Origin of the sequence: Bradyrhizobium archetypum, assembly GCF_013114835.1 — a bacterium.
GTDB classification, from domain to species: domain Bacteria; phylum Pseudomonadota; class Alphaproteobacteria; order Rhizobiales; family Xanthobacteraceae; genus Bradyrhizobium; species Bradyrhizobium archetypum.
On sequence record NZ_JAAVLW010000001.1, the window covers coordinates 873,725 to 894,609 of the forward strand.

The window sequence follows — 20,885 nt, forward strand, 5'->3', positions numbered from 1 at the left end:
ATAACTAACCAGCCGCGCCCAACTCGCGGCGCAAGCGCTTGCGCCGCGTGGGGCGCGGAGGTTGATGCCCGCTTTCTCTGGCCGCTAGGACGCTGGCACTATCGGCGCTGGCCCCGTCGGGCACTGGCACTGTCGACTCAGGTCCTATGGCGCTCGTGGCGCGAGAGACCGTCTCGATCAACCCGCCCTTGATGTAGACCCGCACAGGCAGCGGACCCAACTCACGACTAGGTGAAAGCCGAGATCCGGTTAGGGCCTGATCCGCCCGACCGGACCACGGGCGTCGCGCCCTATTGCATCCGGATGGACGAGACGCCACGCGGCTGCTCGAATGACGCCAACGTGCATTCCTTGATGCGCGTGCGGAGCGGGTCCGGCAGAATGTCCGGTTTGCGCCAACAAGCCGCCCTCCCCGTCGAGTCGCATTTTGACCCACAGCCGAAGTGATCAACGGGCGTGCATCCGCTTTGCACACCATTAGCGAATCGCGAAAGTCCAGATTGCGTTTCGACGCCCAACTTCAAACCATCGGGCGCGGAACGATGCGATCCGAACAACTCAAAATCGCCAAGTAGGATCAAAAGAGCCGTGCATCGCGAGCGCAAGCAGCGCACTCGAGCAAATTAGTTCGACCCTCTCGTTGCAAGCTCAAATGTCAGCGATGTTGACAGGAAACCGCAGTCCAACGCAGCAGGTCGCCGATCGGATGCTGTGCTAAGATGTAGGCACGCCTCGTCAGATCGGGGGACGATCCGTGCGATGTCCGAGCTGCAAGGCTGATATTCCCGGAGGCAGCAAATTCTGCCTGGAGTGCGGTGCGGCTCTTCTCGGACGCTGCCGGTCGTGCGGCAACACGAATCCGGCGAGCGCCAAATTTTGCTTGGAATGCGGTCAGAAACTGCCCGCAACTGGAGCCGAAGCAGCAGGCAGGCCGGCTACGGATACCGCCGCTCCGCAGCATTCGCCGACTGGATCGGCTGAACGCCGCCAGCTCACAGTCATGTTCTGCGACCTTGTGGGTTCGACCGCGCTTTCGGCTCGGCTCGACCCTGAGGACATGCGAGAGATCATGAGTGCCTATCATCATCGCTGCGCGGAGGTGATCGGCACGTCCGGCGGGTTTGTCGCCAAGTATATGGGTGATGGCGTGCTCGCCTACTTCGGCTATCCGCAAGCCCACGAGGACGACACTGAACGCGCGGTACGTTGCGGCCTCGCGTTGGTCGACGCGGCGTGCCGACTTCAAACGAGCGATAGCGCCGCTCTTCAGGTGCGCATCGGCATCGCGACCGGCGTAGTGGTGGTTGGCGACCTAATTGGAGAGGGTGCAGCGCAGGAGCAAGGCGTGGTGGGCGAGACCCCGAACCTGGCCGCCCGTCTACAGACGCTTGCGGAGCCCGGTCAAGTGGTGATCGCGCCGAGCACACGACGACTGACTGGCGGGCTCTTCGAATACCGCGATCTGGGAAAAGTGGTGCTCAAGGGCTTGGCCGATCCGATCCAGGCCTGGCAAGTACTTGCCGCGAGCGCGGTGCAAAGCCGGTTCGAGGCGCAGCACGAGACGAGCCTTGCTCCGCTGGTAGGCCGTGAAGAGGAACTTGAGCTGCTCTTGCGCCGCTGGAACCAAGCTTCGCAGGGTGAAGGCCGCGTGGTCCTGCTTACAGGCGAGCCCGGCGTCGGCAAGTCGCGATTGATAGCCGCACTGCAGGAGCGGCTCCAATCTCAGCCGCATGTACGAATACGCTATTTCTGCTCGCCACAATACAGCGACAGCGCCCTTTACCCGATCGTTAATCAGCTCGAGCGCGCCGCTCGGTTTGAACGTCGCGATGAACCCGCGCAGAAGCTCATCAAGCTCCAAGACCTGTTTGCGCCAGTAGTCCCTCAGCGAGACTCGGACGTAGCGCTTGTCGCTGACCTCCTCTCAATCCCAACAACTGGGCAGCGCGAATTCTTGATGGACCCTCAGAAGCGCAAGGAGAAGACCTTCGACGCGCTTTTCGCACAGCTTCGGTTTCTCCAGCAGAAGCCGGTGCTGATAATTTATGAGGATGTTCAATGGATTGACAAGACGACATTAGAGCTGCTCGCGCTTACAGTGGAACGAGCGCAGCATATGCGGGTGTTGCTAGTCATCAGTGCGAGGCCGGAGTTTACGCCGCCCTGGCCGAGTTACGCTCACGTGACAACGGTCTCTCTGACGCGATTGGGCCGACGCGAGGGGACAATGCTGATAACGGAGGTCGCCCAGGGAAGAGCCCTGCCCGACGAAGTGACAAACCAGATCCTTGTTCGCACCGACGGCGTGCCACTCTTTATCGAAGAGCTGACCAAGACCGTGCTCGAAAGCGGCCTGCTGCGGAAACGGGACCATGACTATGTGCTTGACGGTCCTTTGGCACCGGTAGCCATCCCCGCGACACTCCATGCCTCGCTCATGGCACGGCTCGACCGATTAACTTCGGTGCGACAGGTGGCTCAGGTCGGCGCCGCACTGGGCCGCCAATTCTCGCACGAGCTGCTGCGGGCTGCGGCTGAGATGCCAGAGCGTCAATTGAATGACGCGTTGGAGCAACTTGTTCGCGCTGAGTTGCTCTTTCGGCACGGTGCGCCACCAAATGCACAATATATCTTTAAACATGCGTTAGTGCAGGACGTTGCGTATGCCAGTCTGCTTCGCGCCAACCGCCAGCAACTACATGCTCGGATCGCAAGAGCGTACGAGACCCATTTTCCTGAAGTCGTACATGCCCAGCCCGAACTTATCGCGCACCACTTCACGGAGGCCGGGCTAACTGATGCCGCGATCGAGTATTGGCGACGGGCGGGGGATTTGGCGATGGCGCGTTCGGGCCACGCCGAGGCTATTCATCACTTTTCCGTCGCACTGGACCTCTTGGCCAAGCTTGATGAGAAACCTGATCGTGCAGCGAAAGAGCTGGAGTTATGTGTCAAGCTCGGGCCGGTTCTTATGATGGTGAAGGGCCCCGGGTCACGAGACGTTGAAGCGATCTATCGTCGCGCCGTGGCCCTCGAGGCGGGCGAAGACAGCTCAACGCGGTTTAAGGCGCTGTGGGGCCTCTACTATTATTCGATGACCTCCGGAAGCTTGCGTGCGGCGGCCGCTCATGCAGACGAGCTTCTCGGGCTCGCGCAGCGCTTGGGCACTGACGACCTCGTCCTTGAGGGGCATCACGCGAAGTGGGCGACGTCGTTTTGGTGCGGCAAATTGGCCGCTGCTGAGGCGCATTCTCAAGAAGGCATCTCACGATACGACTGCGCCCGGCATCATGCCCTTGCCTTCACCTTCAGCGGTCATGATCCCGGAGTGTGCGCTCGCGGCGTTAGGCCCATGAGCATGGCACTTTTGGGCTTCCCTCAACAAGCAATGAAACACGCTGGTGAGGCCGTCACGTTGGCTCGGAGCTTGTCCCATCCGTACAGCCTCGCCTTGGCAATGTGGCACCATGCGATCGTCCTCCAGGTCGGTCGCCAGAGGCAAAGATGTCGCGATGTTGCAATGGAACTACTCGAACTGTCGCAGGAGCACGACTTTCCGATGATGCGCGGGGCTGGAATGTTCTTCTCAGGGTGGGCGACCGCGGATGGCGGCGAACTCGAGCAGGGAATCGCTTTAATGGAAGAGGGGCTTGCGCTCTTTTCGGCTGTGCGCCAGGTCACCAGACCTTACATGCTCGCAGTTTTGGCAAGCGCCAAAGCGGAGCTCGGCAAGTCCGGGGAAGCCCTCGAATTGTTGAACGATGCGCTCGCCTCGGCAGAGGTGAGCGGTGAGCGTTGGTGGCTGGCCGAACTGCACCGCCTGAGGGGTTGGCTGCTTGCGGCCCGCGGGCAGCATGATGAGAGCGAAGCTTGTTTTCGATCGGCAATTGAGGTTAGCAGCGGGCAGAGCGCGAAGACGCTTGAGCTTCGTGCTGCCACAAGCCTCGCGCGGCTTTGGAGCGAGCGAGGCAGGAACGCCGAAGCCCATGATCTGCTCGCCCCGATCTACGGCTGGTTCACGGAGGGCTTCGGCACACTCGACTTGCAGGAGGCCAAAATCTTACTCAACGCGCTGGCTGCAACTCACGGTCGCGAGGATCGGTAAGGAAATGTCGGGTCTTGGCTCTTCAGAGACCTGCCAACAGCCCGTCCCAACGTCTGCTGCTCAGGGCAGACCGGAAGCGGCAGCTTGGCCGCCAAAACGGCGCTCATGACCCGGAACGGACCTCAGATGTGATGTGGTCACCCCTGCTTCGCCGTTCGCGTGAGCGGAGTATCGGGCGGCAACGAGACCCAGGGATGGCGTGACTCCTCCCACACCGAGACGGTCGGCGCCGGGAAACTCGGGTCGGCGAAGTTTCCGATGGCAACAATGACGCGTCCAGGAAAACTTTCGCTCTCCCAATAGACCGTGGAGCCGCATGTCGAACAGAAGTTAAAAGTCACCACGCTCGCGCTTTCGGCTGTCCGACTCCACGTCGTAGCCTTACCGGTGAAGGTGACCTGCTCGCGCCGGAAGCTCGCTTGGTTGCTAAATACTGCACCAGTACGGCGCTGGCACGCCAGACAGTGACACGTGGAGATACGCACCGATTCGCCTTCGATCGTGAGGTGAAGCTGCCCACAGCTGCAGGCCGCGTGTCGGGTGGTCATGGCTGAGCTCCTAGGCTGTTGATAGTAGCAGAGTGTAGGCTGGACTTGAGAACAACGCACCAGACGCAGTGGGGCCGCGCCCGTTCTCCTGGTGCTTCGGGTTACTCCGCGCAGCCGAAGAGGTGCTGCGACGACAGCATCGCGCGAAGTCCGAGTTCGAGGGCGAATCGGACCTCATTGTCACAAGCGCCGATTTCGGTTGATGACCCCATTTCGGACCATCCGCTGACGTGCCTACAGCAGCAATCCGCCGCTGTAGCGCAGCTCGTATAGCGTCTCGCCGCGCTGCGTGATTTCTTCTACACCATGAAAGCGTGCCAAGGTGCCATTGACGTTATTGCGATAACTCATGTCATCGACTTCGAATGAAGCGGGGCCGCGATATGGCATATCAATGCGCCCCGCGAGCAAGGCCCGACGAAGGAACTTGTAGATCACTAGAAGACTCTCTCGATCCACGATATCCGGATCGGCGCCACCACTGTAACACATTGACCAAACGACTTTGCCATCCTTCGATACTGTCTCCTGTCCAACGAAGAACCCCATACCGAAATAAATGTCTCGATATGCATACGGACTTGCTTGGTGCTCAAGCTGCTTAGAACCATCGAGCAATGCTGCTGTCACAGTCGCGTCATCGTCCAAACCGGCGTAGGTGCGCCGCTTGGCCTCCAACAGAAAAGCAGCAAGGTCGTTCAACTCGATCCTCATGGCTCCGCCCCCTGGGGTAGTGGCCTGTTTAACTGGGAGCGCCCAATTTCTCAATGTCCCTTACTGGCCCATCACCGAAGTGGCGAGACCTCACATGGAGGTCCGCTTAGTGGGACCTAGCGGACTAGATTTCGCTCACGCTGAGCTTTTCGCGCTTTGACCCATAGCCGAAGTGGCAGACCTCACCAATGGGCTTTTCTAGGCCAACTCAGCAAGCAGCGCGGCGGCTTCTTTGAGGTCGCAAGTATCGAATCCTTCAGTGAAGCCGCCGTAGATCGGCGCGAGCAGGTCGCGCGCGTCGGCGCCCTTGCCTCGATCGCGCCAGAGGCGGGCCATGCTGGTGGCGGCGCGCAATTCCCAAAACCTCGCGCCCTGTTTCTGCGCTGTTTCAAGTGCGCGGCGCAGCCAGCCTTCGGCATAGAGCCCATCCGACTTGGTGATCAGCGCCTCGGCCATGAGCCGACACAGCTCCGCCTCGTACCAGCGCTCGTCGGTGCGCTCGACCAGCGCCAGCGCGTCATTCACAGGCTGATCCCCTCGGCGATCCGGTTCGCTCGCCTGTGCGCCTCCGCCAGAAGACCAAGATAGTAAGGCACCTTGATCTCGGCACCCGTCGCCCGCTTCGTCGCCAGCCTCCACCGCATCCTGCTGATGGCCTCCTCGATGGATCCTCCCATCGCGAGCATGGCCCATCCTTGGAAACACGTACCCGATCCAACGAAATGAGGAAATTCTTGCTCGCTGGCGAGTGCCACCAGTTCCTCGGCTCGTTCCTTAAGGATTGCCCCATTGCCGCACAGTTGGTGAAAGACACAGCTGATGTGCAAGGCGAAGGCCAATGTATAAGGCTGCGACAGCCCGCGTGCCCAAGCCAGCGCGCTTCGGTTTTGCGCGAGTGCGTGATCCTGTTGTCCTAACAGCAGAAGTGTCCAGCCAACGAAGCTCTCGCAAGCAACGCGCTGATCGTGGGGGGTCAACTTCGGAGGTCGGTGCTCAGCCGGATCATAGAAGTTGAGTGCCTGCTGCAGATGCTGGAGCGCACGGCTGAATTCACCGAGAAACAAATGGCTGACGCCCAAGCACTTGTGCGTTATCAGCTTGGTGTCGCGGTCGTTTCGGCCGTGCGAAAGCGCGGCAAACTCTTCCGCGACCTGATGAGCGGCGCGGATCTCGGCGTGATTGTGCAAGACCGAGTGAGCGCCGTTCAGGGCAATCGCAGCCTGGGCGCCCGTCAGGGCCTCGCTGCACAGCTCGCGGGCGCGGGCATACGCTTCACGGGCCTCGGGCGATGCCCATCCCTTGGCCGCTGTCAGGGCCCCACCGAGGGCGAGCCGAAGCGAAAGTTCGTCGGACTGCCGCTCCGGACTTTTCGGCAGGCTGACGAGCAGCTTGATTGCCTTTCCAAAATGCGCAGCGGCTTCGGCCATCGTCGAACGTTGGACGGCCAGGCGCCCAGCCCGACCCCAGTACTCGATTGCCTTCTCAACGAGACCAGCCGCGGCACAATGCTGTGCGAGAAGTTCGGGCTGGGCCGCTGCAATCTCTGGAAACTGGCGTTCCAGCGTGGTGGCGATGCGGCCATGCAGTTGCTGCCGTTGCGGGCGTAGCAAGGTGCTGTAGGCGGCGTCCTGCACCAGCGCGTGCTTAAAGGTGTACGTAGCATCCGGCGGCGTCCCGCGTCGGAACACCAGCTCGGCCTGTATGAGCTGTTCCAAAGCGCTCTCTAGCCTCGGTTGCGACATCTTGGCTACGGCACTGATCAGCTCGTGGGAAAACTGACGACCTAGGATCGCCGCGATCTGCGCTACTTCTCGCGTTGGCGCCAATCGATCGAGCCGGGCTAGAAGTGAGGCCTGAAGCGTCGTGGGAATCGCTAAAGGAAGCACCGGCCCAGCAATAGAGTAATGGTCTCCGGCATTGGTCATCGATCCGCTCTCGACGACGGACTTGGTCAGTTCCTCGATGAATAGCGGCACGCCATCGGTGCGATCAATAATCTGATCGGCAATTTCCCTCGGCAATGTCTTGCCTCCGGTGACGTGCGCGATCATCTCGGCGCGGTGCCGAGGGGGCAAGCGGTTGAGGCTGAGCAATGTCACATGCGGACGGCCGACCCAGGGCGGCGTGAACTCCGGTCGAAAGGTGAGAATGACCAGGACCCGCAATGTCGCGGCCCGGTCGATCAATAGATCCAGCGATTCCAGCGTGGTGGGATCGCTCCAGTGGATGTCTTCCCATAGCATCAGCAGCGGCTGCTGCGCCGCAAGCCCCTCGACCTGCGCCACCTGCACCTGAAGTGTTTTCTCCTTGCGCTTCTGCGGCGTGAGATTAAGCGGCGGGTAGCGGTCGTCCGTTGGTATCGACAGCAAGTCCGCCAATAGAGGAACAGCTTCGCCCAGCTCCTGGTTGGCCAGAGCCAGCACCGCCACAAGCTTGTCCAAGCGGGTCGCGGCCGTATCCTCGCGTCGAAATCCGGCCGCCTGCTCGAGCTGGGTGATGCTGGGATAAAGCGCACTGTGCTGATGATGTGGCGAACAGAAATAACGCAACCGCGTGTGCCGCTCGTTAGCCACCTGTTCCAGTAGGGTTTGGGCGATGCGCGACTTGCCGATGCCCGGCTCACCGACGATCAAGACGACGGATCCGTCGCCGGCCTTGGCTCGCTCCCAGCGCCGCGTCAACAATGCGATCTCTTCCTCGCGACCGATCAGCGGCGTGCTGGCGGCGCGTAGGGCCTCGAATCGACTGCCGACCTGGCCCGCGCCCAGGACCCGCCAGACCTGCACTGGATGGTCCATACCCGCGATCGCCAATGGACCGAGATCGCGATAGTCGAACAGGCCGCCCAGCAGGCGGCGCGTGTCATCTGCGATGACAACCGTGTCGGGTTTGGCAAGTCCCTGAAGTCGTGACGCGAGGTTAGGGGTTCCACCAATGACCGCTTGTTCCTGGGCCGCGCCCTCACCGAGCAGATCGCCGACGACGACAAGGCCGGTGGCGATACCGACGCGCACCTGCAGCGAGGACGACCCACCAGCATTGAGCCTGGTCACGGCCTCGATCAGAGCAAGGCCGGCGCGAACAGCCCTTTCGGCATCCTCCTCGTGCGCCTTCGGGTAACCGAAATAGGCCATCACCCCGTCACCGAGATATTTTGCAACAAAGCCACCCGAGCTGGTGATCACCTCGGCGCACCGGCGGTGATAGGCGCCAATGATGTCGCGCAACTCCTCTGGGTCAAGCCGCCCGGACAAGGCGGTGGAGCCGACAAGGTCGACGAACATGACCGTGAGCTGGCGGCGTTCTGCGCCGTCCGAGGCTTTTGACGGCATTGAGGCAGCAGAGGGCTCGAATGCGGCCTGCGCCGCGGACGTGGGCTCGCGGATGGCTGCAAGAATTTTCCGCCGGTGCCCGAGCGGAATACCGATGTCCTTGAGGTCTTGGTCAGTCAGATGGGGGAGTACCGAGACATCGATTTCATTTTCGGCAAAACGCTGCGCGTATTGCTCGAAACCGAGTGCATGGAGCCAGTGCGCAATCGACTGCATTGCGGCCACCATTCGTTCGGTGTGGCCTTAAGCAACCAGCACTATATCCCGATATTTTCTCGATGGCACGTCATCTGCCCGGTCATTTGGTTGACCTTCCGGCCCTAATACCGCCGTGCGAGTTCGACCCAACCCGTGAAATACAGCGACGTTATGCCCCGCGGAGCGTTCACGGCGGCAATGTCGGGTCCTGTCCCCAAGCCGACCAACTGCGAAGGCGCGGCTTAGTCACCTCTTTGAGGAGGAGCGGACGAGAGTTCGCGCTGCCAGATACTTCCCAGTCGGACCCGAAGCTGTCCTGCTGATTCTTGTCTTACTCGTTTGTTGCCGGCGTGGTAACGTGTGGCATTGCTCGATCAACGCTATCAGTCTTCTCTTGAGAGAGGCCATGATTTTGCGAGTGATTCTTGCCGCATGCACAATCGCGGTTTTTGGATCGTCCATCATGACATTCGAAGCGCTCGGCCAGAAGCAATCGCTCAAGGACCAACTGGTGGGTACTTGGATGCTGCTCTCATGGCAGCAGCAAAAAAGCGATGGCAGCAGCGTCGAGCGCTATGGGGCCAGCCCGAAGGGTATCGCCTTCTTTGATGCAGGTGGGCGATACATCATCACAGTGATGCGATCAGACCGCTCCAAATACGCGAGCAATGCCCTTTGGCAGGGCACGCCTCAGGAAAACAAAGAAACAGCGGACGGCACGATAACCTATTTCGGAACATACTCAATAAACGAGGCAGATAGCAGCATCGCAATTCACGTTGAAGGCAGTTCCTTTCCAAACTGGAATGGCACAGATCAGAAGCGCTTTGTGACGATAGCAGGAGACCAATTGACGTTGACCGTTCGTCCGCCGACTGGAGATGTAGTCGATGTGATTTGGAAGCGAGCGAATTAGTTTGAGGCGGTCAACTCAGCTTCTGGCCCATCGCTTCACTTGGTGCGATGCAGCGGCATGTCCGGAGTTAAGGGTAGACCGGAAGTGACCGGCAGAGGGCCAAACCGACGCGAATGACCCAAAACAGAAATGACGCCGTTAAGCTTACGTTTACGCTGTGAGTTTGGGCTTCCTGATTAGCCCGGCCTTTGACGCGGCGCTTCCATCGATGTGTTAGTCTAGGCGCTAGTCCGCTTGCTGGGGACGAGAGGTCACCCGATATGCGGTTGCGGATTGGCTGGAGGCGTAGGTGATTTTCTTAGACTTCATTCTTGACGTTGTAGGGTACACGACAGCGCGATTATTGCTTCCAACCTTGACCTTTCAGAAAGTCAAAGTTGACGTTCTTTCTTCAGACGAAGTCGGCTTCAACTGGTTAGGCTTTAAACGCTTGCCCAACGGCGCATTGCTGTGCGATGCGGATTCGGCCGGATGGATAGGCGCACTTTCTTGGCTGATCGTCCTCGCCATAGCAATCACCGTCGCCGCGCGATAGATCGCCTCGTTTGGTTATCACGTCGGCTGTTGGCCAAAACCGACGAAAACCTGCATTCATGCAAATGTCGGCTATTAGGAGGCAGACCGGAATGTCCGACGTTTGGCCAACGACGTGGATGACCCAAAGCGAAGCGAGTAGCCTCAGGTTGAATCCTTCGCGACGTAGTTTTCCCAGAAGTGTTCAATGGCGCCGTCAATTTGAACCCAGTAATGTTTCGATTGCTCAAAAACCGATATGACTGGCGCAGGATATTTTGGATTGGCCATCGTGCCCACCGCAACGCCTATCAGCGCAGGCAAATTGGTTACTTTCCAATAGACTGTTGTGCCGCACTCTGGACAAAAATAGTTATGCATTTCCCCACCGCTTGCGGCGGCGTGCGTAAACTTCTTTGAGGTTCCCGAGATGGTGACAACCTCTTCGGGGTAGTATGCGCCGACACCGAACGGCGCGCCGGTTCGGCGTTGACAGTCGAGGCAGTGACAAGCAACGACTATCTTGGATGGCTCTTCCGGAAGCGAGAGCGTGACTGCACCGCAGCTGCATCGAGCGTCAGCCATCTAAAATCCTCCAAGTGATCCGAACGACGTACCAACATTAACTGGGGAATTACGCTGGGCATCAAAATACCCGAGAGGCCAAAGCGGCTCACGGTTACTTTGGTATCCAGGCCGAGGCCGTCGATACGATAGCCAAGTTCATCAACAGCAACAGCGAATGACCGGATTATTGCCTGTGAAAGCCCACTTCGGCTTTTGGCCCTCAGCCGAACTACTTATGGCGGCCCGCAAAGGCCGCTCTCGAGGGAGAACCAGACCGAACGACGTGAGCGGCCGGACCGCTGCTCGTGACCCCTTTGAGACATCAAGCCGGCTTGCTTTCCTCTGAAGTTTCGTCAATATCGGCCGCATGACTGTCGTCGTGATCACGCTCGCGAACTTGTGGTGGCGCTCCATTTAGGAGCGGCACGGTTTTGTCATTCACCCAACCGTCGCCGCCGTTCATCGGCTTGCGAGGTTGCTTGCATCAAAAGTCCCATTGAACGGCGGCTCCTAATCTGGAGAACCGCAATGCAAGATTCGTCAGCCACCCTCCCTGTTATCTTGACCGGCGACAGAACAACCGGACCGTTGCACCTAGGGCACTACGTCGGTTCGTTGAAGAACCGCGTCGCTCTACAGACAACGCACCGGCAGTACCTGCTGCTGGCGGACACCCAGGCACTCACTGACAACGCGCACAATCCCGGTCGGGTGCGTGACAATGTCATTGAGATCGCGACAGACTACCTGGCTGTCGGGATCGACCCGAACCAGAGCACGATCTGCCTTCAATCGCATCTTCCGGCACTGGCCGATTTGACCCTGCTGTACATGAACTTTGTCACGGTGGCGCGGCTTGAGCGCAACCCAACCATCAAGGACGAAATTCAGGCGCGAGGTTTCGGCAGAGATATTCCTGCAGGCTTTCTCTGCTATCCCGTCGCCCAGGCGGCAGACATAACCGGCTTCAAAGCAACGATTGTCCCGGTTGGAGAAGATCAAGCTCCATTGATTGAGCAAACCAATGAGGTTGTTCGCCGCATCAATCGCCAAGCTGGTGTTGACGTGTTGCCAGAAGCCCACGCGCTTATTCCTCGCGTCGGACGTCTTCCGGGCATCAACGGCAAAGCCAAAATGAGCAAGTCGCAGGGCAATACTATCCAGCTATCAGCAACGGCCGATGAAATACGTGAGGCTGTCCGGCGTATGTTCACTGATCCAAACCATCTAAAGGCGTCCGATCCGGGTTGCGTCGAAGGCAACGTGGTCTTTACGTACTTGGATGCGTTCGACGAAGATCACATCACGGTTGAGGATTTGAAGGCACGCTATATCCGCGGCGGTTTGGGCGACAGCATTGTCAAGAAACGTCTAGATGACGTGCTGCAGGCACTTCTCGCGCCAATCCGAGACCGTCGCTGCGCACTCGCTCGTGATCCCGGCTATGTGCTGCAAGTCGTTAAGCGTGGCACTGCGCGAGCGCGGGAGATAACTGATGCCACTTTGCGCGATGTTCGCGCCGCGCTTGGTCTATTCACACTGAATTAGTCGCATGGGGGCCAAGCCGAGCTTGTGTCTGGATTTGGCCCCAAGCCGACCAACTTCGTCGCCTGCGGCTGGTCTGGTATTGAGGGCAGTCCGTACTTCGCATCAGCGATCCTTCGACCGCCGCTTGTGACCCTTTTTGGAGCCCAGCGTGCAGGCTGACGATGTTCGTTTACGAGGGCACATCACACTCAGTTTTCGAGCGCGTCTAAGCCCGTTTGCTGGCCCTCAAGAAAGCCGTGCGGGCTCCCGCAAACAGACACAAGCTAAAGCACCTCAGCGCGAACCTGGGCCACACCACGGTCCGTCATCCTCAAAGTGCGCGCAGCGCCGAGCGAGAGGTCGAGGACGCGACCGCGAACCCAAGGGCCCCGGTCCGTGATACGAACTACTACAGACTTGTAGCTCGCAAGATCAGTTACACGAACTCTTGTGCCGAACGGCAGGCTGCGGTGGGCAGCGGTGAGTGAATCCCGATTGAACGAGGAACCACTCGCTGTTTTTCCTGTGGGATACGAATAGTAAGAGGCTTTTCCGGAGAATATCCGGTTTGAAGATCGAGAGGCTGAGCGCTCTTCCGAACGACGTGTCGGCTCTACTCTAGTCGGAGGTCGCTCTAGCGGGTTTTGCTTCGCCTCGTCGGGTGTCTCGGGAGCCGGTTCTGCGTGCGCCTTTGGGATGATAGACCATCTATCGTTGAAGGTCTGTGCTGCCGCAGAATTTCCGTGTACGCCCAACCAAGCCGGGACTGTCGCAATCGCGACTATTCCAAAAAGAAAACGCATCATCGGCCTCACAAACAAATGGAAGAACAATAAACAACGCAAATCCATGGAGCCATGTTCCTGCAAATGCAGAATTCTGCTGGCGCCAAGAGGTGAAGAAATACCGATGCTTCTCGACTATGACATAGCTTGATGCATATGCGCACCGCAGCAAAAAGCTATCTCGCGCTGGATATTGCTTAGTTGAGAGTTTGTTGTTTCTGATCCGACAAGACAGCCGTCTCGATGCAGCACATCGCACTCACAACGGAAGCGCAGATACACACCACGACAAGGCACAGCGCGACTAAATGGCGATCGCTATTCGTTGCGCCTGCCTTCACTGCACGCGCGATATCTGCTGTTGGCCCATCGCTTCATTTGGTGCGATGCAGCGGCATGTCCGGAGTTAAGGGTAGACCGGAAGTGACCGGCAGAGGGCCAAACCGACGCGAATGACCCAATCTGCGACATAGTGCTTTCTTGTCTCGCGTTGCTTTGTCCGCTTCAATCATACGATGCTGCGTATCGCCCACGCACACCATCAGCACTGCTCGCTATCGCCGGCGAGGTGATCGATGAAGCCGCGAGACTTCGTTGCTGGGCTAATGATTGCGTCTACGATGCGGCATGCTGTGGCGCAGCAGCCGGAAAAGACGAAACGCGTCACATTGGCAGCCTTCGTAATTAAGGTCAGCAATATGAGGGCTGATGAGGCTTGGTTTTACCGCGCTTTTTTGAGGAGTTGAACCGGCAATAAGCAGAACCGAAAGAGACTGGTTCACAACACCAGGAGAGTCATATGCAATCGCGAACGCTCGTCCTGAAATGCCTCGTCCTCGTATCGGTAGCAGCCACGTTTTTCGTCGCGAGTCCGCCACTCGCGCAGCAGAAAGGCGCATCCTCTTCTGAGATGCAAACAAGAGAGGTGCAAATTAACGGCCTTACATTGCATTACATTGAACTCGGGCAAGGAACTCCAGTGCTGTTGGTGCACGGCACACTGGAGGATTACCGCACGTGGGATGGACAGCTTGAGGCGTTGTCGAAGGGATATCGACTAATCTCGTACAGTCGTCGGTATCACTATCCAAATCAATGGCCCAAAGATTCAACAGATTTTTCTGTCACCATACATGCTCGAGACCTGGCTGCCTTCATCAAGGCACTTAATCTAACCTCGGTTCATCTCATTGGTCATTCGTATGGGGCGTTTATCGCGTTCCTGGTCGCACGAGATCACCCGGAGGTCATTCGCAGTCTGACGCTGGGCGAACCGCCCATAATGCCGTTACTAAAAACTACACCTGAAGGAGATGCTGTTCTTGCCGCCGCTATCACGAGATCAATCGCTACCAGCGAAGCATTCAAGCAGGGGAATGACGAAGAAGGAGTGCGTCGATTTGTGAACGGCGTGTTGGGCGAAGGTTCGTACGAGAAACTCCCAGCTCCCGTTCTGAAGCGCCTCATGGACAATACCCAAGAGCTAAAAGGCGAGGCCTCATCGCGAAACCTCCACCCACCCACCACATGCGAGGATGTGCAGAAAGTGAAAGCGCCAACATTGCTCATCGACGGGGAGCGCAGTCCTAAGATGTTCCGTCTCATCAACGACAGACTGGAGCACTGCTTACCGAGCGTAGAACGCGCAACGATTCCGGCGGCATCTCATCAGATGGAGGTTGAGAACCCCCAAGCCTTCAATGAAACGGTGCTTGCATTCATTGCAAAGCACTGAACTGCTGCGGTGCATGAGTCAGCCTCTGGCCCATCGCGACATATTGAACCGCCGCGCGATCTCGGTCGCTAATGGGGTGAAGCGGAAGTCGCGGGGTAGGTAGGACTGGCCCGACCGGTCGCGTTTGACCCACTTCAGACTAAAGCCGCCTCGCGATATGGTTCGAGAGAAGCCCCCCGTTCGGCGACAGCGGCATAGGAGGTGCGCGTGAAGGCAAAGAAAGCCTACAAATCTTTTCGCTATAAGGCCAACACCGCCTGGAGTTCCGCGCGACGGGGTACGCTTTCTGCGTCGGGAAAGCCAAACATCGCGGTTGGCAGCCCACCTGAGTTCAAAGGCGAGCCAGACATCTGGGCGCCTGAAGAGCTACTCGTGGGCTCACTCAATACATGCATGATGCTGACTTTTCTCACGCTCGCCCAAGCGAAAGGTCTGACGCCGGTGCGATATGAAAGTGAAGCCGAAGGCCTGCTCGAAAATGTCGGACGAAAGTACCGGATCACGGAAGTCATGGTTCGACCTCGAGTAAGCCTCAAAGACGGAGGGGAACTCGAACGTGCCCGCGAAATCATGGAAAGTGTCGAAGCACAGTGCTTCATCTCGAACTCCATAAAATCGAAGGTCACGCTCACTGCGGAGCTTGTCGTTGCGCCAAGGTGAATCGGCATTCTCCCGCATGCAGATGGCCGGTTAAGTCAGCTTGTGGCCCGCCGACGTGCTTTGGCCGCCGACGTCGGTTTTCGGGTGGAAAGCTGACTAGGCGACGCTGTGCGATATCGCCTTTCGAGCCACTGCAGCCGTCCACCATCTACTTGCGCGCAAGAAAAACATTGGAGGGTTCAACCTCGATCAGAAACGCATCATTGGCGAGACTCGGCACCCCGCGAATGACCCAACTCGGACTTGACAGGCTTCCTTACACATCTGCTCCGTCGATCTCAGATATTTGCATCCGCCCATGTGAGCCGGTTCACATCCGCCGCGCACGTTTGGTCCCACCGTCAGCTAGGCACTTTGAACGTGTGCCTCAGGGGAAAATTGCACACACTAGGAGGGAATGCCATGAGATCAAATTACAGAATCGCAGTGGCAGTGACCGCAGGTGTCGCGATTGGCGCTCTCGCGGTTCAAGGTCTTCACGCTCAGGCAAAGCCACCGGTCTATTTCGTGGCAGAAATCGACGTGACCAACCCGGATGCGTATGCAAAGGAGTACGCTCCGAAGGCTCAGGCCATCATCAAGGCAGCCGGCGGTCGCTTCCTGGCTATCGGCGGATCCGCCGCAACTACAGGAACGGTGACAGCATTTGATGGGGACGCGCCGAAGCGCGTGGTCGTTCAGGTCTGGGATAGTATGGAGAAAATTCGGGCCTGGCGGGCCAATCCAGAATATGTCGAGCTTCGCAAGGTTGGCGAAAAATACGCGAAGTTCCGCTCGTTTGCTGTTGATGGTCTGCGAGAGTAGATTGAATACCTGAGCCAGAGGCCGCCTTTTGCTGGCGGCCTCTTCACGATCTTTTTTTAACCGATCGCGCCTGCGCGGACGATCATCCCCATCGTTCACGGACATTGGAAAAGGGGCTCAGTTCGATCATCGAGGGGCCGCGGAGCAGGTGACGCTTGGTCTCGCACGCAGTGCATGAGTCCGAGTCTGGCCCTTTTGCGACCTCAGGAGATGTCTGCTTTTCCGCTGCTGTTGGAGGTGGAGCTGACATCAGACGGCCAGCCGCCAAGTACACGGCCCAGAACTTGACGCACAGAACTGGGTTACAGTCTCACTTAGCGCCGCGACCCTCACCCGGATTGCACTGGACGATGCTTCGTATCCCCCGGCGCAATCCTCCTCTCCGCGCCGGTAGGACTGTCGCATGTGACCTGCTGCGCAAACGTATCCACATCGTCATGGCCGGGCGTGTCCCGGCCATCCACGACCTTTCCAGCGGCACAAAGAACGTGGATGCCCGGGACAAGCCCGGGCATGACGAGTTTGTGGCAGCCAGGGGATGAAAGCAATCCGCATATGCGATTGTCCTATCCTCCGCGCCTGGGAGACTCCAGGCGATCGAGACTGAACCTAATCTCATCAGACTCTCTAAGCCGCCGACGTCTCATCGGCCAGCCCATAGACACGCGCGGCCTTGGCAAAACCGGCGACCGGAAACTCGCCGAGATCGCTCCACCCTTCCCGGCAGATGCCGGCGAAACCTTCCGACGCCACGACCGTGCGCTTGAGCTGACTGGCGATCTTTTCCAGCCGCGCCGCCAGATTCACGGCGGGGCCGATGCAGGTGAAGTCGAGCCGGTTGCCGCCGCCGATATTGCCGTAGAGAATTCGCCCGACATGCAGCGCGAGGCCGAAACGAAAACGTTCGACCGCGTCCCCGACCTGATAGTTCAGGTTTGCTACGCTGGCGCGGGATTCGTGGGCAGCCTCCAGCACATGCGAGCAAACCTTTTGCTCGTCGCCGACATATTCGTCGATCGGAAACACTGCGAGCAGCCCGTCGCCCATATACTTCAGCACGTCGCCGCCGTGCTTCTTGATCGCGGCGACCTGACAATCGAAATACTGGTTCAGAATGTCGACGACGGTCTCGGCCGGCAGCCGGTCCGACAGCGCCGTGAAGCCGCGCAGATCCGACAGCCAGATCGCGGCATTCATCGTCTCGGTGTGGCCGCGCCTGATCTGTCCACCCATGATCCGCTCGCCGGCGCTGTTGCCGACATAGGTGTCGAGCAGGCTCGCGGCCATGCGATTCAGACTGAGGATCTCGACCACCCGCGCCAGTGGCTTTGCGAGACTCCGCAGCGCCGCCAACTGTTCCTCTGTGAAGCCGCCCGGCTGCTTGGTGGTCCAGCTCGATGCGTTCACTGTGCCGCCGATGAAGGGCAGCGGCAGCGCGACATAATCGGTGACGGCTTCGGCGCAAAGGTCCTCGATGATTGGAAAACGCCTGCTCCGGGGATCATCCACGCGCGCTCGGACTTCAATCCCCTGCTGGAACACGATGATCAGCGGGCTGCTGTGAAAATCCGGTGACTGCAGGATGTTGTAGTCGACCGAGCCCATCTCGACCTCGGCGCCCGGCTTCCAGATGAAACTGCGTCCGTAGATTTCGGGATGCAGGGTGCGGACGAAGACGCCAACGCGCCAGAGCGGCAACCCGGCCGCCACCATCCGCTCGCAGCATTCGGCCATAAAGCGGGTGGGGCTGGTCGCGGTTCGCCCGCCGTCGATCAGCCAGTCGGTCAGCTTTTGCAGTTCTGAGACGTTCATGACACCAGCATTTGCCGCGCAAGTACAGCGCGCGTCAAGGCAACAGCAACGCTTGACGTTGCGATACGGACCGCTAGCCGACCTGCCCGCGGTGGCGCAGGAAATGATCGGCCAGCACGCAGGCCATCATGGCCTCGCCGACCGGCACGGCGCGGATGCCGACGCAGGGGTCGTGGCGGCCCTTGGTCATGATGTCGGTGTCGGCGCCTGCGCGGTCAACCGTCTTGCGCGGCGAGAGGATCGACGACGTCGGCTTCACCGCAAAGCGCACCACCACCGGCTGGCCAGTCGAGATGCCGCCGAGCACGCCGCCGGCATTATTCGACAGGAAGCGGGTACCCTCGTTGCCGGTGCGCATCTCGTCGGCGTTTTCCTCGCCCGACAATTCGGCCGCCGCGAAGCCGGCGCCGATCTCGACGCCCTTTACCGCATTGATGCTCATCATGGCCGCTGCCAGTTCGCCGTCGAGCTTGGCATAGATCGGCGCGCCCCACCCGGCCGGCACGCCTTCGGCCACCACCTCGATGACGGCACCGATCGAGGAGCCGGCCTTGCGGATGCCGTCGAGATATTTTTCGAAGAACGCCGCCTTGTCCTTGTCCGGGCAGAAGAATGGATTGCGCGCGACTTCGTCCCAGTCCCATTTGTCGCGGTCGATCCTGTGCGGGCCCATCTGCACCAGCGCGCCGCGCACTTTAACGTCGGGCAGGATTTTGCGCGCGATGGCGCCGGCGGCGACGCGGGTAGCGGTCTCGCGCGCCGACGAACGGCCGCCGCCGCGGTAGTCGCGCAGGCCGTATTTGGCTTCATAGGTGAAGTCGGCGTGACCGGGACGAAACTTGTCCTTGATCTCGGAATAGTCCTTGGAACGTTGATCGGTGTTCTCGATCAGCAGCGCGATCGGCGTTCCCGTCGTCACCTGCACGCCGGTCTCGGGATGCGCCATCACGCCCGACAGGATTTTTACCGCATCCGGCTCCTGGCGCTGGGTGGTGAAGCGCGACTGTCCGGGCCGGCGGCGGTCGAGATCGTGCTGGATGTCGTCGTTGGTCAGCGGGATCAGCGGCGGGCAGCCGTCGACCACGCAGCCGATCGCGACCCCATGGCTTTCGCCGAAGGTCGTGACGCGGAACAGATGGCCGAAGGTGTTGTGGGACATGGCGTGTCGTAACGCGGGGCTGCACGGCGGTCAAATCCGTACACCGTCATTCCGGGCGATGCGAAGCATCGAACTATGGGGCGCCCCTTGCGCCCCTGAAATCTCGAGATTCCGGGTTCGGTCCTGCGGACCGCCCCGGAATGACAGCGTTTCCAGCTGGCGTCTTAACTATACTTCCTAAGTCCCCCGTCGCGGAACACATAAACAGCGCCCTGCTCGATCAGGAGGTCGGAGGCGCTCTGCGGCGTCTCGATGCCGAGCGCCACCATCAGCGCCCGCGCGGTGCCGCCATGGGCCACCGCGACAGTGTCCGCGCGCAAGGAATCGTACCAGTCGCGCATCCGCGCCTGCACCTGGGCATAGGTCTCGCCGCCTTCCGGCGCCATCGTCCATTTCGCGGTCAGCCGCTTGGCATAGAGCACGGGATCGGCCGCCTGCATCTCGGCCAGCGTCGAGCCTTCCCAGACGCCATAGCCGATCTCGCGCAGGCGATCGTCGAGCGCATATCCTTCCGGCGGAAGCTTCAGGGCGCCGCGCACCAACTCCATGGTCACCCGCGCGCGCCCCAGCGGACTTGCAACGAACGGCAGCGAAGACTTGTCGCGGCTATCGCGCGCGAAGATATCGGCGAGGACATTGCCGGCATGGGCCGCCTGCCGGCGGCCGAGATCGTTGAGCGGAATATCCTGCGCGCCTTGCAGCCTGCCTTCCGCATTCCACGACGTCTCGCCATGGCGGATGTAGTAGATCACGGGCGCGGGCATCGGACTATCAGGCTATTCCTTCGCTACTGAATTGGAGAGCGAGCTTAGCTTGGAGGTACACCAGCACTCCGGCGCGGTCGAGCCCCAATCGGCTTTCCGATTAACGCTGTTTCGGATACGCCTCAATGGCCGGAATAGATGCGGCAATTGGGTGTTATGCTGGATGAGGCGTTCGCGCCTGATAACTTTTGCAAGCTGGTATCGATGAGCGCGTTTCGCCAAAGTGTCGAAGCCATGATTCCGGCGCTCCGCCGCTATGCACGCGCGCTCGCGCGCGACGCCGACATCGCCGACGATCTGGTGCAGGATACGCTGGTGCGTGCGTTGCGGTCGGAGCGGCTGTTTCTCGGCGGCGACGTCAGGAGCTGGCTCTATACGATCCTGACCAATTTGAACAAGAACCGGCGGCGCTCGCTGGCGCGCCGTCCGCAATTCATGCCGCTGCTCGACAACAACCCGGACGCCAGCGGCACCGAGGCGGAAGGCCGCGATATTGCGCGCGCGCTGTCAACGCTGGTGGAAGAGCAGCGCTCGGTGCTGCTGCTGGTGATGCTCGAAGGACTAAGCTACCGCGAGGTCGCCGACATCCAGGGCGTGCCGATCGGCACCGTAATGTCCCGGCTTGCCCGTGCACGCGCTCACGTCAAAGCTTCGCTCGAGGGCGAGCGCGCGCCGCTGCGGCGGGTGAAATGAAGGCGTACGAGAAAGCGGATGAACCCCGTTACGCATAGGCTGATCAGGAATAG

The 20,885-nt window shown here is 59.6% G+C and carries 17 protein-coding genes; 8 read left to right on the top strand and 9 right to left on the bottom strand.

What is annotated here, in order from left to right; all coding sequences use genetic code 11:
* Positions 1–754: 754 nt before the first annotated feature.
* Positions 755–4,105 carry an adenylate/guanylate cyclase domain-containing protein gene (locus tag HCN50_RS03845; protein ID WP_171708259.1) on the top strand — a complete coding sequence of 1,117 codons (3,351 nt, stop codon included), beginning with the start codon at positions 755–757 and terminating at the stop codon, positions 4,103–4,105.
* Between the two features lie 137 nt (positions 4,106–4,242).
* On the opposite strand, the gene HCN50_RS03850 is transcribed toward HCN50_RS03845, so the two are convergent.
* The 4 genes from HCN50_RS03850 to HCN50_RS03865 all read right to left on the bottom strand — a co-directional run bounded on the left by HCN50_RS03850 (position 4,243) and on the right by HCN50_RS03865 (position 8,915).
* A complete protein-coding gene (locus HCN50_RS03850) occupies positions 4,243–4,653 on the bottom strand; it encodes a GFA family protein (RefSeq protein ID WP_171708260.1) in 411 nt (136 codons plus the stop codon).
* Between the two features lie 234 nt (positions 4,654–4,887).
* Positions 4,888–5,367, bottom strand: coding sequence for a DUF5680 domain-containing protein (locus HCN50_RS03855; RefSeq protein WP_171708261.1), 480 nt, complete (start codon positions 5,365–5,367; stop codon positions 4,888–4,890).
* Positions 5,368–5,565: 198 nt separating this feature from the next.
* Positions 5,566–5,892, bottom strand: coding sequence for a hypothetical protein (locus HCN50_RS03860; protein ID WP_171708262.1), 327 nt, complete (start codon positions 5,890–5,892; stop codon positions 5,566–5,568).
* A complete protein-coding gene (locus HCN50_RS03865) occupies positions 5,889–8,915 on the bottom strand; it encodes an adenylate/guanylate cyclase domain-containing protein (RefSeq protein ID WP_171708263.1) in 3,027 nt (1,008 codons plus the stop codon). The genes HCN50_RS03860 and HCN50_RS03865 overlap by 4 nt, the downstream gene beginning before the upstream one ends.
* Positions 8,916–9,303: 388 nt before the next feature.
* Here HCN50_RS03865 and HCN50_RS03870 point away from each other — a divergent pair, with 388 nt between their 5' ends.
* Positions 9,304–9,813 carry a lipocalin-like domain-containing protein gene (locus tag HCN50_RS03870; protein ID WP_210264752.1) on the top strand — a complete coding sequence of 170 codons (510 nt, stop codon included), beginning with the start codon at positions 9,304–9,306 and terminating at the stop codon, positions 9,811–9,813.
* A 289-nt stretch (positions 9,814–10,102) separates the two neighbouring features.
* Entirely contained in the window at positions 10,103–10,348 is a 246-nt protein-coding gene (locus HCN50_RS03875) for a hypothetical protein (protein ID WP_171708265.1), read from the top strand.
* Between the two features lie 143 nt (positions 10,349–10,491).
* On the opposite strand, the gene HCN50_RS03880 is transcribed toward HCN50_RS03875, so the two are convergent.
* Positions 10,492–10,911, bottom strand: coding sequence for a GFA family protein (locus HCN50_RS03880; protein ID WP_171708266.1), 420 nt, complete (start codon positions 10,909–10,911; stop codon positions 10,492–10,494).
* Positions 10,912–11,421: 510 nt separating this feature from the next.
* On the opposite strand from HCN50_RS03880, the gene trpS reads away from it, so the two are divergent.
* A complete protein-coding gene (trpS, locus tag HCN50_RS03885; protein WP_171708267.1) occupies positions 11,422–12,441 on the top strand; it encodes a tryptophan--tRNA ligase in 1,020 nt (339 codons plus the stop codon).
* A gap of 263 nt (positions 12,442–12,704) precedes the next feature.
* Here trpS and HCN50_RS34675 read toward each other — a convergent pair whose 3' ends face one another.
* Positions 12,705–13,271: a septal ring lytic transglycosylase RlpA family protein gene (locus HCN50_RS34675; protein ID WP_171708268.1), complete on the bottom strand. Its 567-nt coding sequence runs from the start codon at positions 13,269–13,271 to the stop codon at positions 12,705–12,707.
* A gap of 733 nt (positions 13,272–14,004) precedes the next feature.
* On the opposite strand from HCN50_RS34675, the gene HCN50_RS03895 reads away from it, so the two are divergent.
* From HCN50_RS03895 to HCN50_RS03905, 3 genes are all read left to right on the top strand, one after another.
* Entirely contained in the window at positions 14,005–14,940 is a 936-nt protein-coding gene (locus tag HCN50_RS03895) for an alpha/beta fold hydrolase (RefSeq protein ID WP_171708269.1), read from the top strand.
* Between the two features lie 207 nt (positions 14,941–15,147).
* Positions 15,148–15,600: an OsmC family protein gene (locus HCN50_RS33390; protein ID WP_171708270.1), complete on the top strand. Its 453-nt coding sequence runs from the start codon at positions 15,148–15,150 to the stop codon at positions 15,598–15,600.
* A 402-nt stretch (positions 15,601–16,002) separates the two neighbouring features.
* Entirely contained in the window at positions 16,003–16,404 is a 402-nt protein-coding gene (locus tag HCN50_RS03905) for a DUF1330 domain-containing protein (protein ID WP_171708271.1), read from the top strand.
* 627 nt (positions 16,405–17,031) lie between these two features.
* Here HCN50_RS03905 and HCN50_RS03910 read toward each other — a convergent pair.
* The 3 genes from HCN50_RS03910 to HCN50_RS03920 form a co-directional block, all read right to left on the bottom strand.
* Positions 17,032–18,216, bottom strand: coding sequence for an adenylate/guanylate cyclase domain-containing protein (locus tag HCN50_RS03910; RefSeq protein ID WP_171708272.1), 1,185 nt, complete (start codon positions 18,214–18,216; stop codon positions 17,032–17,034).
* A gap of 73 nt (positions 18,217–18,289) precedes the next feature.
* The gene (aroC, locus tag HCN50_RS03915) at positions 18,290–19,375 is read right to left on the bottom strand and encodes a chorismate synthase (protein WP_171708273.1); all 1,086 of its coding nucleotides are present in this window, start codon (positions 19,373–19,375) and stop codon (positions 18,290–18,292) included.
* Between the two features lie 164 nt (positions 19,376–19,539).
* Positions 19,540–20,139: a histidine phosphatase family protein gene (locus HCN50_RS03920; RefSeq protein WP_171708274.1), complete on the bottom strand. Its 600-nt coding sequence runs from the start codon at positions 20,137–20,139 to the stop codon at positions 19,540–19,542.
* A gap of 204 nt (positions 20,140–20,343) precedes the next feature.
* Here HCN50_RS03920 and HCN50_RS03925 point away from each other — a divergent pair, with 204 nt between their 5' ends.
* Positions 20,344–20,832, top strand: a complete 489-nt coding sequence (locus tag HCN50_RS03925) for an RNA polymerase sigma factor (RefSeq protein ID WP_171708275.1) — start codon at positions 20,344–20,346, stop codon at positions 20,830–20,832.
* Positions 20,833–20,885 lie beyond the last annotated feature (53 nt).